Here is a 13969-nt window from a genome sequence, read left to right as displayed (position 1 = left end):
ATCATGCACAAGCGCGGCAATCTGAGACGGCGGCTTGGAGTGGCGGTGGTGCTCGCGATGTGCGCGCCGATGCTCCCTGCATCGGCGACGCCGAGTCTCGCCATCGATGGCGCATCGTCGTCGCTCGAACGCGCTTATGTCGCGTTGCCATCGTTTGCATCTGCAAGGGCAAATACGGGCATCGCGATCCACCAGATCGGCGATACGAAACTGCTCGACGCGGTGAAGGATGTCGGCTTCTCGTTCGTGCGGACCGACCTCTTCTGGGAAGCCGTGCAGGCGCCCGATGGCTGGCATTTCGCCGGCTTCGACGGTCTCGTCAATAACCTGCGCGCACGCGGCCTCGGCGCGCTGTTGATCCTGGGTTACAAGCATTACGCCTTCAGCCCCAACCAGCCGCCGACGTCCCCGCCGCAACTCGCCGCGTTTCGCACCTATGTCTATCAGGCCGCTTTCCGCTACCGCGATGCGCCGGTGCGCTTCGAAGTATGGAACGAGCAGGACCACAAGGACTACTGGCTCGCTGAGCCGTCGCCTGCGGCGTATCGCGCGCTGCTTCGGAACGCGGTGCAGGCAGCGCGCACCGCGAATCCGAATGTGGTCATCGCGACGGGCGGAGTGCAGCAGGTGGATCGCGGCTTCATTCGCGCGGTCGGGGACATCAGCGCGACGCAGGCGGGACCCGATGCAGTCAGCGTGCATCCGTACCGGCAGCAGGAGCCCGAAACGGTGCTCGATGACTATCGCGGGCTGCGACGTGACTTGTCGAGCTACGTGAAGCGTCCGCAAGTGTGGGCCACCGAATGGTCATACCCGAGCTTCGGATATCACTATGTAGCCGATATCGCGAATGGTCATTCGAGCGAAGCGCGCGCAAGGCAGGCCAGCTATGCGGTGCGGCTGCTGCTGATGAACTGGATCGCGCAAGTCGGGCTGACATCGTATTACGACATGCGCAACGACGGAACGAATCCGAAGGAAATGGAGCACAACTTCGGACTACTGGATGCCGGAAACAGAAAGCTGCCCGCGTATCACGCCGTGAAGCATCTGTTCGCATTCACGGCCAACGCAAGGAACGCGCGCTACTTCATCGACGAGAAAGAGCAGACGGTCGTGCTCAAGCTCGACGATGGCCATGCGACCAAATACGTTGTCTGGTGCTATGGCGCGGGCAACGTCATGAATCTCGATGTATCGCGTCTGCCGGCCAGCGCGGTCATCGCCGATCTGTACGGTGCGCGGCGCGACAGGCGCAACGTGCTGGCAGTGACTGAAGCGGAAGGACCGGTGTTCATCACGGCCGGTTCATAGCATCAAGCGGCGTGTACGAGGGAACGCGCCGTCGTCGGTTGCGACTGACGTCTCTGGTTCTCATCTTTTTTGTTAGGGATATAACATGCTTTCATATAACATGCGCCCCGCCATGACGCCAGTTCCGCAACGCGGCGACGGTCTTGTTCACCTGTGGCGCAGCGTCGTGCGTCACAAGACCTTGCTCGGCGCTGTCACCGGCACGTGTTGCGCAGCGGGCGTGCTCTACGTTCTGCTTGCGACGCCGCAATACCGCGCTGAAGCGCTGTTGCGCGTGCAAAGCAAGGCGGGGACGTCGATCAGCGCACTGTCCGACGTATCGGGTTCCATGGCCGCCGATGCTTCCGCCAGCGATGAAAGCGACGTGCTGACTTCACGCTCGGTCGTGAGCGCGGCGATTGCGCAGACGAGCGCCGATACCGTCGTCGAGACGGAGAGTCACTTCCCGCTGATCGGCAGTTTCCTGGCTTCACGTCATGCAAGCGACAGCGAACTCGCGCCCGCGCCGTTCGGACTGGACCAATACGCGTGGGGAGGCGAGCGCCTGAAGCCCGGCGTGTTCACCGTGCCGGAAGCTGCGCTGAAGATGAAATTCCACGTGATCGCGGGCCAGGGCGGGCGCTGGACGCTTTTCGACAAGGACGACAAGGCGCTCGCGCAAGGGCGCGTCGGCGAAACCGTGTCCTTTCAGGTCGATACGCCGGAAGGCCGTGCTCCCGGCGAACTGCGCATCGATACGTTGCGCGCGCGTCCGGGCGTGAGCTTCGAACTGCGCAAGTATTCCCAGCAGACGACGTTCGACAATGTGCTTGCGCGGCTGCGCACGTCCATTCCGCCGCGCGAATCGACGCTGCGCGATCCGTCGTTGATTCGCTTGAGCTATCAGGCGGAATCGCCGCTCGTCGCTCAGGCCATGGTCAACGCGATCATCAAGACGTATCAGGAGCGCGATGCCGAACGCCGCGCGGCGCAGGCGCAGACGAGCCTCGACTTTCTCAAGAAGCGCCTGCCCGCGTTGAAGCACGATCTCGAAACGGCGGAGAGCCGGCTGAACGCGTTCCGCACGCAGACCGGCACTGTCGATATGGCGCAGCAGAACACCGCGCTCATCACGCGCATGAGCCGCCTCGAAGAGCAGCAGACGACCTTGCAACTCGCGCTCGACGCCGCGCAGCATCGCTATCGGCCGGAGAACGAGAACTATCAGAGCGCGCTCACGCAGCTCAACCAGGTGAAGCATGAGATCGCCGAGACGTCGAAGATCGCGGCGAATCTGCCCACTGTGCAGCGCCAATACGTCGAGCTCGCACGCGACGTGGCCGTCACGACGCAGCTCTACACCAGCGTGCTGACCAACGCGCAACAGCTCGAAGTCGCGGCAGCCAGCACGCCGCCGGGCATGGCTGTCGTCGATTGGGCTGTCGCGCCCGAGAAGCAATCGTGGCCGCGTGCGTGGATCGTGTTGCTCGGCTCGATCTTCGGCGGCTTGTTCGTGAGCACCGTGTCGATCTATCTGATCGCGATGAATCGCAAGGAGCTTCGCAGTCCGGAAGAAATCGATCACTTCTCGCAACTCCCGCGCCTCGCCGTGATCGCTCGCTCGACTGCGCAACTGAAACAGGACGTTCGCGCGCTGACGCACAATGCGGCGCCCGCAAACCTCCTCGCGATGACGAGCCCGACCGATCCGAGCATCGAGGCGCTGCGTTCGCTGCGCAGCAGCGTGCGCGCAATGTTGAGCGGCGCGCCGGTTCCGATGAACCCGTTCGGCCTGGGCGCCATGAAGCCGTTCAATCCGGCAAACGCGGTGTCGTTCGCGGGCACCACGAGCGTCATGAATCCCGGTTATGTCGTCGATCCGGATCAACCCGGCGGCAAGGTCATTCTCTTCACCGGTCCGACGCAAGGTGTGGGCAAGAGCTTCGTGTCGTCGAACTTCGCGTATCTGCTCGCCGAGACGCGCGCATCCGTGCTGCTGATCGACGCCGACATGCGCCAGGGCCGGCTGCGCCATCTCGTCGATGGCCGCACCGGGCCGGGGCTGGCTGAGGTGCTCGAAGGGTCCGCGCGCCCGGACGAAGCGATCGTTCCGCTCGGCAACGGTGGCCTGTCGATCATGGATGCGGGCGCGTTCTATCCGGAGAATCCGGCAGAGTTGCTTGGCCGGCCCGCGTTTCAGGAAACGCTCGCGATGCTGCGGGATATCTACGACTACATCGTGCTCGACTCGCCGCCGGTGTTGCCGGTCAGCGACGCGCTGTCCATCGCGACGCAAAACTGCGATCTCGTGCTGCTCGTCTCGCGCGCCGATCGCACCGGCGCCCGGCAACTCGAGGAAACCTTGCGCCGCCTGGAGAACGTAGGCGCGAAGGTCGGCGGTCACGTGTTCAACGGGTTCGCTCCGGGACGATACGGCGCACGCGAGGAGTACGGCTTCAAGACCGTGGCGCGTTAAACGGGAAGGGCAGTCCGGCGAGGTGTTGCGCCGGACTGTGACGTGTTCAGGCGTCGGCGTGCAGGAGTTGTTGCACGGTGCCGACGACTCCATCCCAGCCGCCGAGCTCGCGCGCCCGCACGAGCCGCATGCCCGGATACCACGGCGTGGACGTCGGATCGCGCTCGTAACGCCACTCGGCGACCTGATTCAACAGCATGTAGCAACGCTTGCCGAGCGCGCCGGCGAAGTGACTCAGCCCGCCATCGTTGCCGACGAATGCATCGAGCCGGTCGATGATCGCGGCCGATTGACCGAGATTCAGGTTCAGGTCCAACGTGGTGAATCGGTCCAGGTCGGCTGAGCGCGGGTCGTTCAGCCAGCGCCGGCGTTCGAAGCCACGTTGCATGACGACCCAGTACACATCGCCGGAGTGATCGAAGAGGGGAGCGAGGTCGGGCAGGCACAGGCTGCGGTTCGCGAAGTTGTTCGCCGATTCGCACGACGACCAGAACACGCCCACGCAACGCCGTCCACGCGCACGCTGCCGGATCTCGTCGATGATGGCGTTGACACTCGACGGATCTGCCGGTTCGATGTACCGGTGTGACGGCGCATAACCCAGCACCGGGAAGAGCGACGAGAAGAGACTGAACGGGTCGGTCCACATCATGCGGTCGCCGGAAGGACTTTGGAAACCGGCGGCGTACATCGCGCGGGCCAGTTCGGCTCGCTCCGACTCGGGCATCGCGAGGCGAAGCAAGTTGGTGTCGTAGGACACCTGTACGCCCATCGCTTCCAGCGCGCACAAGTAACGAGCCCAGTTGACCATATCGCCGAACCCGGACGCGATCAGGCGGACATCGAGGCGTGCGGGCAGGGCGCGCTCGCCGGCCCAATAGTCTGTGAGGTCAAGATGCGGGAACAGGACGCGACGCGATTCGTGCGACGACCAGTAGCGCTGCATCGCCGCGACGCCATGCGCAATGCCGTCGCGCCGCATCGTGCTGCGCGCCTGATGATGGCCGACAACGAAGGCCGAGTGTTCGTCGATACCATCGGCACTGAGATTCATGACGGCGTCGTCGTCACCGAGATAATGCCAGCCGTAGACGCGCCACAAATGGGCGACGATTGGCGCGGTGCCGGGTTTCTGCGTGAACAATTCGATGGCGGCGAGCGCGACTTCCTTCAGCCCGAGGTGTACACAGACGTCGCACAGACAGTGGAGGTGGAAGGCGAATGTGGCGGATTGGCGGCTCAGCCGGAAGCAGATTTCGAGCGCCTGATGAAACTGGCCTGCGCGCACATGCGTAAGGGCGCGCCAGTGCCAGTACTCGGCGGTATGGCCGTCGGAAGAGAGCCGTTCATCGAGAAAACTGAAACACTCGGCGATATTGCCCTCGTACAGTTTCGAATAAAGGTCGTCGTATTGTTCGATCATGCTGGAGTCCGCAAGAGAATTGGGTGCGCGAGATCCCGTCCCGCTTGCTTACTTCTTTTGTAGTAGGAACAGCGTGGCGGATCAACACGCGACTATGGCATGTTGAGCAGCAGTGTTTCGTTTCTGGATGGATCGCCTAAGAAATTTGACGATTAGCGGACCACAGGTTGCGATCGAAGCGGGGAGACTACGCGGTTATTCGAGATAAGCCGCGGCGATAGTCACGAATCAGGCGTTCGTCAAAAAGCCAAGGGACAAGCGATACGCATTTTGGACGACTCGCGCACGCCATGATTGAACGCGCTTATACTGATGTTCGCGCGTTTAAACCAGGTCGCGCGCACCGCGAAACATCGCATCGATTTTGGGTGATACGCCGCCGAAACTACCGGATAAGAGCTGCTCGCAAAGACGGAGAATGTCCACCAATTCATCCGCCTTGCTCGAAAGTGCGATTCGGTTCATGCAGAGAAACTCGTCGAGAATAACCGCGTCTCTTAGTGTGGTATAAATCAAAATAGGAACGGCTGAGAAACGACGTCTCAAGTCGAGAATAAAATCCAGATTACCGATATCCACGTCACGCTGCACGAACGCCGGATCGAGTATCAGCAGGTTGACGCCGCCGGACTGTAGGCGGTCGATCAGGTCGAAACGTAGTTCCGCCAAGCTAACCGCATTCCCGAATGAACCGTCGCTCAGCAGCGATCGCAGCGTGCGAGCAACGTTCAGTGTGGGATCAGCGATCACAATCTGACGACGAGCAAACTCCTGTTTCATTTTCGTGCCTCGTAAGGTGTTGAAAGGTGAATCGGTTTCAAAAAGTGAGGATAGCCGAGTAACCCGTCACGTACTATTTAAATTTCTGGAAAGCCCATTCTAAATGCATAGGTCGGAACCATTCTTAAGAATATCCGAGTTAAATTAAATGCTTTTACGCTCAATTAACGGATGGCCGGCAATCAGTTTTTGTGAATGCGTGATTTTTGCCGGTAATGTTTAAGCGACGCGAGTGAACCGGGGTGTGGACGAAATCATCAAAAACTGTGAAAACGGCTGTACCGATGCAGTTCGTCTTGCTGGACGTCCTGTAAACCCCTCCCATGCGGTGGAAGAGTGTGGTCAGGCAGACGACTGCGCAATACGATGTGTCTGAAATGAGTTGCCGTGGTGCGCTGCCTTTCGGTAGCGGCGGCGGCTCGCCGTACTTGCTGTACAGGGCCGCGCCGTTGACGCCGGAGTTTTCGACTTACAGGCGGTAAGCCTAGATGGCTCCAGCGCAAATCGATTTTTATACCGTCTGTACAGCAGCGCGCTAATTCGTTCACGAATGAAAATCGTCTCGCCGCATAAAGCACGGTGTGACTCGAGGCTTTTGGAATACGCGTTGGTTTCTATTAAGGCGTTGGTTTGCTGCATTGAGTCGGCGCAGTCGGCAGCCGATGTGGATAGCTGCAACGCAATCCTTTGAAAAACAATTCGATTCCCGTGATTCGGCTTATTTCTATTGGTTGACTGCCTATAATCTCGTTCCCGAACCACGATAGTCGTGCGTACAGTGAGGCGCATGTCTCGCGCTGACATGCGCTGTACAGTTGAGAGGCTTGTATGAATGATGTACGAGAGCGCATCCTCGGAACCGCTGCGCGCTTATTTTCCCAGCATAGCTGCCGCCAGATCGGCGTCGATCTGATTGCGAGGGAATCGAATGTGTCGAAGGTGACGATGTATCGGTATTTCGAATCGAAGGAAGCGTTGTTGCTGGAGGTGTTGAAGGAGCGGATGCAGGCGATCGAGGAGGCGCTGACGGGCGCCGTCGCCCGCAGTCAGTCGGGCAGGGACCGGCTACGAGCGATCTTCCGATGGTACGAGAACTGGTTCAATCAGCCCGACTTTCAGGGATGCGTCTTTATCGCCGCGCTTTACGAATATCAGGCCGATCCCCAAGTCGTCAGCATGGCGGAGGCGCAAAGGGAGCGGCTTCGAGAATTGATTCGGCGCACTTTGCTCGACATCATTCATCCGTCCATACTGGACCAGTTGAGCCGCCAACTGGTGTTTCTTCTGTACGGTGCGATCATCTTTGCGCAGACCGGCAGAAAAGGCGCGGCGGCGCAAGATGCGTGGGAATGCGCGAGTCAGCTTATCGACTTCGCTTTGCAGGGAAGAATGTGACGGCTGTCGGCATTAGCGAGGTTGAAAACGGCGAAGTCAGCATTGCGGCAACGTCCGTGCGTCAGCGATGCGGATTTTCGGCGTCCGGCGGCACGCCTGCGGGACTCGGGGGATCGCGCAGTTCGGCGTCTTCTCCTGCGCGGTGCGGCGGATTTGCAGGCTGTGCCGGACCGAGATCGGTCAGGCCGTCGGAGTCGATCGGATTCTCAGGCGGCTCGGCGCTTTCGGTAGACGTGGCGGACATAAGCGGCTCCATTTCTTTGGTGATTCGGCTGTCGATGTTAAGCAAGGGCCGTTCCGCAGTCGTGGGCATCGTTCGTGCTGAATTCGTATTGCGTCTTGCACGCGCTTTCAATCATCCACGAAATGGAGTTGACCATGACAATTCCGCAGAACGAGCCAGGCACCGATGTCGTCGATACGGACAAGGCAAAGCAGCCAGCCACCGGCGTCGATGAGTCCAACAAGGATCTGCCGCTGACAGAAGCCGATGACGGCAACACGCGGGTGCCGACGGATCCGTCGTGAGAGCTTACGAGCGGCCGCTGCGTGCTCCGCCCATTTGACGTTTCTTGAAAGCCCGGTCAGATGGTGCTGGACGTGGAGCGTTCAGCTTGCCCAGAACGCGACATTAGGATATGGCCGCTACAAGCCATGTCACGGCCAAATACAAATGTCGGGGTTACCGCTAAATAGAAATGTCGCGGTTTGCACGGATGTTTGGCTTACTTGCATTCAAGTTTCGGGGTTGGGGCGGCGCAGCCGCCCCCCGTTCCGTCATTGTTTTTGCGCTGACTTCGAGAATCGCTTCGTTCATGTCTGCGATGCTCAACGCGCGTTGCTTCTTCAGTCCTTCGAGCGCCTTCTTGGCTCGAACCTGTTCGCCGCGATGCGTGCGTGACGGTGCATCGCACGACCGACGATCGTCTCGTTTGGCTTGAAGCAACCGTGCAGCTTCGAGTGCGTGCGCCAAGCGCTTGTTGTTGACTTCCGCACCCTGATCAATCCTCGCAATACGGTCGTAAGTGCCGCAGGAAAGCACCTCGCCGCCAGCCTGAACCTCGACGCAGCCACTCGGATACTCGACCACCTCGACTTGCTGGTGAATCAATAGGCGATTGGCAGGCGTGTCTTCCAGCAGATACATCACGCGGTCGTATTGCACCGTCAGCGCGTGGGTGACCTTGCGCCAGACGCGATGCGCCAGCAGTTGCGTTAAATCGTCGTCGGCACGCAGGGGCCGATGGGCATCGTGGTTGCTGCGTGGCGGTTTGCCGAAGCGATGATTGAAATCAGCAATGAAGCAGGGCGCATAAGCGTTGGCCGCTTCCCAGGTGCTGATCCCTCGCAAGCGCAATTCCTTGACCAGCCGGTCCTGCAAGGTCAAATTGGCGCGCTCAACGCGCCCCTTGGCCTGACTCGTATTCGCGCAGAACGCGTCGATGTTCAGTTCGTACAAGGCCCGCCCGAACTGCGTCACGCCCTTGCCAGCGGTCTGGGAGCGGTTCTTGACGTAGAAGACGCTGGCCTTGTCGCTATCGAACGCGATCGGCTTGCCATGTGCGCGCAGGTACTTCGATAGCGCCTCGAAATAGCTGAAGGCCGACTCGGTGGCCGTAAAGTGCAGCGTCATCAGCGGGCCCGTCGCATCGTCGATGAATACCAGCAGCGTGCACGCCGGCGCACGATCCTCGAACCAGCGGTGATCGCTGCCATCAATCTGTATCAACTCGCCCAAACACGCGCGGCGGTTGCGCGGCTGGTGAATCCGCGGCGGGCGCTGTTTGCGAGGCACCCAAAGGCCCGCCGCCGTCATCAGGGAGCGGACCGTCTCGACGGCCAGTTCGATGCCGTGGCATTCCCTTAACTTCTCGCACGCCAGTGTCGGGCCGAAGTCCGTATAACGCGCGCGGATCAAGGTGATCGCGCGCTGCGCGACGCCATCTGGCAGCCGATGATTGCTCGCGCGCCCGCGCTTACCCGATACCAGCCCGCACGCGCCGTCAGCGCCATACCGCCGCACCAGCCGCTCGATCTGCCGCACACTCAGGCCCAGCCGCTCGGCGGCACGCCCTGGCTTGAGCCGGCGCTCGGCGACGGCCTGAATCACCTTGAGTCGGTCCAGTTCGCGCATGCTTGCCGTGATCAGTCCACGCCTGTCCATGATTGAGCCCTCGATGACGCATCGAGCCAGCATGCGCCCAAGGGCGGAAATCGGACATTTCTAATGAGCCCAAATCGGACATTACTAAAAAGGCGTGACAAATCGAATTATCGCTAATTTGCCTTATGTCAAATAAGAAATAGCACGCAGGCAATTCACCCCAACTCCCGCCCACGCCCCAACAAAAACTCCCGCTCTCTCTCGTTCCTCGCCAGCTCGGCCGCTCGAAAGAACTCCTCCCGCGCCTCGTCCTTCCGCCCGACGCGAGCCAGCAGATCAGCCCGCACGCCGGGCAACAAGTGATACCCCCGCAACGCATCCGACTCCCGCAACCGATCCACGATATCCAAGCCAGCCTGCGGCCCGGTGGCCATACTGACCGCGACCGCCCGATTCAACTCGACAACGGGCGTCGGCGCGACAACCATCAACATGTCATAAAGCGCGACGATCATCGCCCAATCGGTCTCTGCAGCGGTCGCCGCCCGCGCATGACAAGCAGCGAGCGCCGCCTGCAACGCATAGACGCCACGTTCCCCGCCCAGCGCTTCGGCACGCCTCAGCGCCGCAAATCCGCGCTGGATCAGGAGCGGATCCCATCGGTTGCGATCCTGGTCCGGCAACAGCACCGGACGCCCGTCGCGATCCACGCGCGCTTTCATCCGCGACGCCTGAATCTCCATCAACGCGACGAGCCCATGCGCTTCGCTTTCGTCCGGCATCAGTTCCGCCAGGACGCGCGCGAGCCGCAGCGCATCGTCGCATAGCGCAGGACGCATCCAGTCGGCGCCGGCCGTCGCCGAGTAGCCTTCGTTGAAAATCAGGTAGATCACTTCGAGCACTGACGCCAGCCGCGCCGCGCGTTCATCGGCCTTGGGCGCTTCGAAGGCGACCCGAGCCGCCGACAACGTCCGCTTCGCACGCACGATCCGCTGCGCGATCGTCGGTTCCGGCACGAGAAAGCCCCGCGCGATTTCCTCGGTCGTCAACCCGCCGAGCAGCCGCAAAGTCAGCGCGACGCGCGCATCCAGCGACAGCACCGGATGGCACGCCGTGAAGACGAGGCGAAGCAGATCGTCGCCGATCTCGTCTTCGCGGGCGGCGTCGAGGGCATCGACGAAATCGGGCGTGACATGCATCTCCTGCGCATCCAGGTCGCGGCCCAGTTCCTCGTGCTTGCGCGCGTGCAGCGCATGCTGCCGCAGACGGTCGAGCGCCCGGTTTTTCGCTGTCGTCATCAGCCACGCTCCCGGCTTGTCGGGCACGCCCGCACGGCTCCAGTGCTCGAGCGCCGCGACGAATGCATCCTGCGCAAGTTCCTCCGCGAGGGCGACGTCGCGCACCACGCGCGCCACGCTTGCGATCACCTTCGCGGCCTCCATGCGCCACACCGCGTCGATCACGCGCCGCGTCGAGGCTTCCCGTTCGCCCGGCGCGTCGCTCACGCCGCTTCCGGCGCCATGTGCACCAGTTCCCAGATGTGTCCGTCGAGGTCCTCGAAACCGTGTCCGTACATGAAGCCGTGGTCCTGCGGCGGACGCGGCGCTCGACCGCCCGCGCCGACAGCTTTGGCGACGACTTCGTCCACTTCCGCCCTGCTCTCGCACGACAGGCAGACGAGCGTTTCGACGTGCGTGCGCGCATCGATCAGCGTCTTGTCCGTAAAGGTCTGGAAGAACGGTTCGGTGAGCAGCATCGCATACAGGTTCTCGCCGATGACGAGGCAGGCGGCATCCTCGTTCGTGAATGCAGGATCGAAGCCGAGGCCGAGCGCCTTGAAAAAGGTCATCGATCGCTTGAGGTCGCGTACCGGCAGATTCACGAAGATTTGCTTGTGCATGTTGCGTGTCCCTGGTCCTTGAGTTTTCTCTGATGACGACGATCGATGCCCGCACCAATCGACAGGCAATCACAAATAACACGGCCCGACCTTGCGCACTTCGACCGTGCACCACGCGGCAGCGGGACATTCGGCGGCAATCGCGACAGCCTCGGCGTGCGTCTCGCAATCGAGCAGAAAGAAGCCGCCGATCATTTCCTTCGCTTCCGCGAACGGTCCGTCGATGATTCTGGCGCTGCCATCGGCGCGCGATCGATGCGATACCCGCGACGCATCCTTGAGCGATGTCAGCGATTCGCACGCGCGCAACACGCCGCGCGCCTTCAGTTCATCGGCGAATTCGACCATCTGCCGATACGCCTCGCGGCCCTCTTCCGGCGTCCGCTGCGCACGCTGTTCGACAGGTTCGACGATGAGTAACAGAAAAGCCACGGCGGTCTCCTCAGAGCGGATGCGTGCCGCCAACTTAAACCGTCGCGCGGCGGTCGGCAATCGGGAAAGATTCGTACGACAATAAAGGCGAATTATCAGACGTTACATCGCGTTACGAGCGATTGCGTGCAGTTCGCGTTTGTCGAAGGTAGTATCTGCGGCCATTCGTCTGATCGCTGACTCGCGGCAGGCAAAAACGACCGAGCCGCGTGCGCGGCGTTGACCGACCTCACTACTGCCAATGAACAACAAGAACGCGACTTTGCTGTCTCCCCTCGTCCTTGCGCTTGCTGCCTGTGGCGGCGGAACCGACGATGCCGCGATGCCCGCTTCGGTCGCCAACGCGGCCGCGAAGCCTGCCTTGACGTGCGCGTCCACGCTGACGTTGACCGGGTCGGGCGGTTCGGGACAGATCGCCGTTGATACGCCAAGCACTGACGGCTCGCGCATGTATCCCGCGGGCGCGAAGTTCCAGGTGGCGATCACCACGCGCCCCGGCTCCGCCGATACGCTCAAGTGGAACATCGCCGATGCGCTCGGCAAGACGGTCGCAAGCGGCAGCTTCGCCGCGCCGGCCGCTGCAACGAAGACCACCCTCACCTGCTCGTTGACGCTCGCGGGCTACTTCGCCGTGTCCGCGACGCTCGCTAATCATGGCGGGCAGGTGCAGACGGCGGGCACGCGGCCCAACGGCATCGCGACCTTCGGCGTGATGCCGAATCTCGCGGGCGTCATTCCGCCGGTGACGTATGCGAAGCAGGAACAGCATCGCTTCGGCATGCAGGGCTTCAACGGCAACGCGGCGATGCTCGGCGCGCTCGGCATCTCGTTGACCATCGACGATCGTCAGATGTCCGTGATGGAGCCGAACGGCCGCAACACCTTCGATCCGGCGGCGAACAATCTCGATCCGTTCTACACGTCCGGCAACGTGATGCGCCTCGTGCGCCTCGACGGCATCCCTGGCTGGGCGAGCGCGCACGGCCAGAGCCCGGACTACGGCTACGTTCCGAGCGACCTGTCGTACTTCGCGAACTACATGGCGCGCGTCGGCCAGGAAACGGAAGCGATCCGCGCACGGTATTACCCGACGATGTCCGCGAACTATTACCAGGTGACGTGGGAGCCGTACATCCTGTGGAAGGACACGGATGCCAACTTCGTCGCGCTGTACAAGGCCGCGTATCAGGGCCTGCACGCGAAAGATCCGCATGCCGTCGTGATGGGCCCGGCCGAGCCGTTCCCGTCGCTGACGACGGAGCGCCTGAAGCGCCTTGCGCCGCTCGGGCTCGCGCAGTATCTCGACGGCGTCGCCACGCACGGTTATTACGATGCCGGCACGTCGCCGTCGCATCCGCCGGAGCGGCATCACACCGATGCCAATGCCGCCGATGCCGCGAACTCGCTGCTCAACGAAATGCGCAATCTGCGCGCGGAGATGGCGAAAGACTACAAGCCGAACATGAAGCTGTTCGTGACCGAAACGGGCATCAGCTACGACATCGGCTCGAGCTACGGCCCCAACTATCCGACGCCGAACGTGCTGTTCGCGCAGGGCGCCGTCGTCGCGCGCACGCACATCATCCTGCTCGGCGAAGGCGCGGACCAGACCTACGTCTTCTTCGGGCCGGACTTCCCCGGCGAACCGGGTTACGGCACGTTCTTCGATCTCGATCATCCGCAGGCCGCATTCGGCACCACGAACATCAGCCCGAAGCCGGCCGCGATGGCCGTCGCCGCGATGACGCGCGTGCTCGACGGCACCGTGACGCTCGGCCCGGTGAACAACCTGCCGCCGGGTGTGTATGCGTACGCCTTCCAGCAGCGCGGTAACGGCAAAGTCGTCACCGCGCTGTGGACGCACAACAACGCGGTGTGGCCGGCATCGAACGGAACGTTCAGCGCAACCTACAGCACCGCGTACAAGCTCAACGTGGACGCAGCCGGCACGAGCGGCGCCGTGCAACTGATCGACGCGATGGGCAACGTGACGAGCGCGCCGTACACGAACGGCGTCGTCACGCTGACGCTGACCGAATCACCGCAATACGTCGTATCGGTGAACGCGGATATCGCGAAGAAGAACGCGACGAAGCCACAAGGCTATACCGCGCTGTAACGTCATCTCGATATTGACAGCGCCGCGCGTTCGCCTCGATACTGCAC

Annotated in this window: 13 protein-coding genes and 1 pseudogene; 6 read left to right on the top strand and 8 right to left on the bottom strand. The window is 61.8% G+C overall.

Translation table 11 applies throughout. The features are described 5' to 3' along the window. Window positions 1-3: 3 nt before the first annotated feature. Together P9255_RS26280 and P9255_RS26275 are read left to right on the top strand one after the other, a co-directional pair. Window positions 4-1314 (top strand): cellulase family glycosylhydrolase, encoded by a 1311-nt coding sequence (locus P9255_RS26280; RefSeq protein WP_404980456.1) that lies wholly within the window; start codon window positions 4-6, stop codon window positions 1312-1314. A gap of 112 nt (window positions 1315-1426) precedes the next feature. Further along, on the top strand, window positions 1427-3769 hold the full coding sequence (locus P9255_RS26275; RefSeq protein ID WP_309790678.1) for a GNVR domain-containing protein: 2343 nt from the start codon (window positions 1427-1429) through the stop codon (window positions 3767-3769). Between the two features lie 46 nt (window positions 3770-3815). On the opposite strand, the gene P9255_RS26270 is transcribed toward P9255_RS26275, so the two are convergent. Both P9255_RS26270 and P9255_RS26265 read right to left on the bottom strand, forming a co-directional pair. After that, on the bottom strand, window positions 3816-5192 hold the full coding sequence (locus P9255_RS26270) for a glycosyltransferase family 9 protein (protein ID WP_309790677.1): 1377 nt from the start codon (window positions 5190-5192) through the stop codon (window positions 3816-3818). A gap of 324 nt (window positions 5193-5516) precedes the next feature. Beyond that, window positions 5517-5972 carry a hypothetical protein gene (locus P9255_RS26265; protein ID WP_309790676.1) on the bottom strand — a complete coding sequence of 152 codons (456 nt, stop codon included), beginning with the start codon at window positions 5970-5972 and terminating at the stop codon, window positions 5517-5519. Between the two features lie 828 nt (window positions 5973-6800). On the opposite strand from P9255_RS26265, the pseudogene P9255_RS27355 reads away from it, so the two are divergent. Together P9255_RS27355 and P9255_RS26260 are read left to right on the top strand one after the other, a co-directional pair. Then, a pseudogene (locus tag P9255_RS27355) lies at window positions 6801-6950 on the top strand (TetR/AcrR family transcriptional regulator); the annotation flags it as partial. Window positions 6951-6959: 9 nt separating this feature from the next. Continuing rightward, window positions 6960-7367 (top strand): TetR family transcriptional regulator C-terminal domain-containing protein, encoded by a 408-nt coding sequence (locus P9255_RS26260; RefSeq protein WP_404980455.1) that lies wholly within the window; start codon window positions 6960-6962, stop codon window positions 7365-7367. 61 nt (window positions 7368-7428) lie between these two features. On the opposite strand, the gene P9255_RS26255 is transcribed toward P9255_RS26260, so the two are convergent. After that, entirely contained in the window at window positions 7429-7611 is a 183-nt protein-coding gene (locus P9255_RS26255) for a hypothetical protein (RefSeq protein WP_309764834.1), read from the bottom strand. Window positions 7612-7745: 134 nt separating this feature from the next. Here P9255_RS26255 and P9255_RS26250 point away from each other — a divergent pair, with 134 nt between their 5' ends. After that, window positions 7746-7895 (top strand): hypothetical protein, encoded by a 150-nt coding sequence (locus tag P9255_RS26250; protein WP_309764835.1) that lies wholly within the window; start codon window positions 7746-7748, stop codon window positions 7893-7895. Between the two features lie 160 nt (window positions 7896-8055). Here the strand turns inward: P9255_RS26250 and P9255_RS26245 are convergent, their stop codons facing one another. From P9255_RS26245 to P9255_RS26225, 5 genes are all read right to left on the bottom strand, one after another. Further along, window positions 8056-9531, bottom strand: coding sequence for an ISNCY family transposase (locus P9255_RS26245; protein ID WP_309790675.1), 1476 nt, complete (start codon window positions 9529-9531; stop codon window positions 8056-8058). A 155-nt stretch (window positions 9532-9686) separates the two neighbouring features. After that, on the bottom strand, window positions 9687-10913 hold the full coding sequence (locus P9255_RS26240; RefSeq protein ID WP_309765460.1) for an RNA polymerase sigma factor: 1227 nt from the start codon (window positions 10911-10913) through the stop codon (window positions 9687-9689). A 59-nt stretch (window positions 10914-10972) separates the two neighbouring features. Continuing rightward, on the bottom strand, window positions 10973-11371 hold the full coding sequence (locus P9255_RS26235; protein ID WP_309764837.1) for a VOC family protein: 399 nt from the start codon (window positions 11369-11371) through the stop codon (window positions 10973-10975). Between the two features lie 69 nt (window positions 11372-11440). After that, window positions 11441-11803, bottom strand: coding sequence for a YciI family protein (locus P9255_RS26230; RefSeq protein ID WP_309764838.1), 363 nt, complete (start codon window positions 11801-11803; stop codon window positions 11441-11443). 102 nt (window positions 11804-11905) lie between these two features. Next, a complete protein-coding gene (locus P9255_RS26225) occupies window positions 11906-12292 on the bottom strand; it encodes a hypothetical protein (RefSeq protein ID WP_309790674.1) in 387 nt (128 codons plus the stop codon). On the opposite strand from P9255_RS26225, the gene P9255_RS26220 reads away from it, so the two are divergent. Next, on the top strand, window positions 12279-13922 hold the full coding sequence (locus tag P9255_RS26220) for a hypothetical protein (protein WP_404980428.1): 1644 nt from the start codon (window positions 12279-12281) through the stop codon (window positions 13920-13922). The genes P9255_RS26225 and P9255_RS26220 overlap by 14 nt on opposite strands. The last annotated feature ends 47 nt before the right edge of the window (window positions 13923-13969 follow it).

The sequence above is a fragment of the Caballeronia sp. LZ019 genome (genome assembly GCF_031450825.1).
GTDB lineage: Bacteria > Pseudomonadota > Gammaproteobacteria > Burkholderiales > Burkholderiaceae > Caballeronia.
The sequence above is the reverse complement of the archived record's forward strand: the minus strand, read 5'-3'. Positions and strand labels throughout refer to the sequence as shown.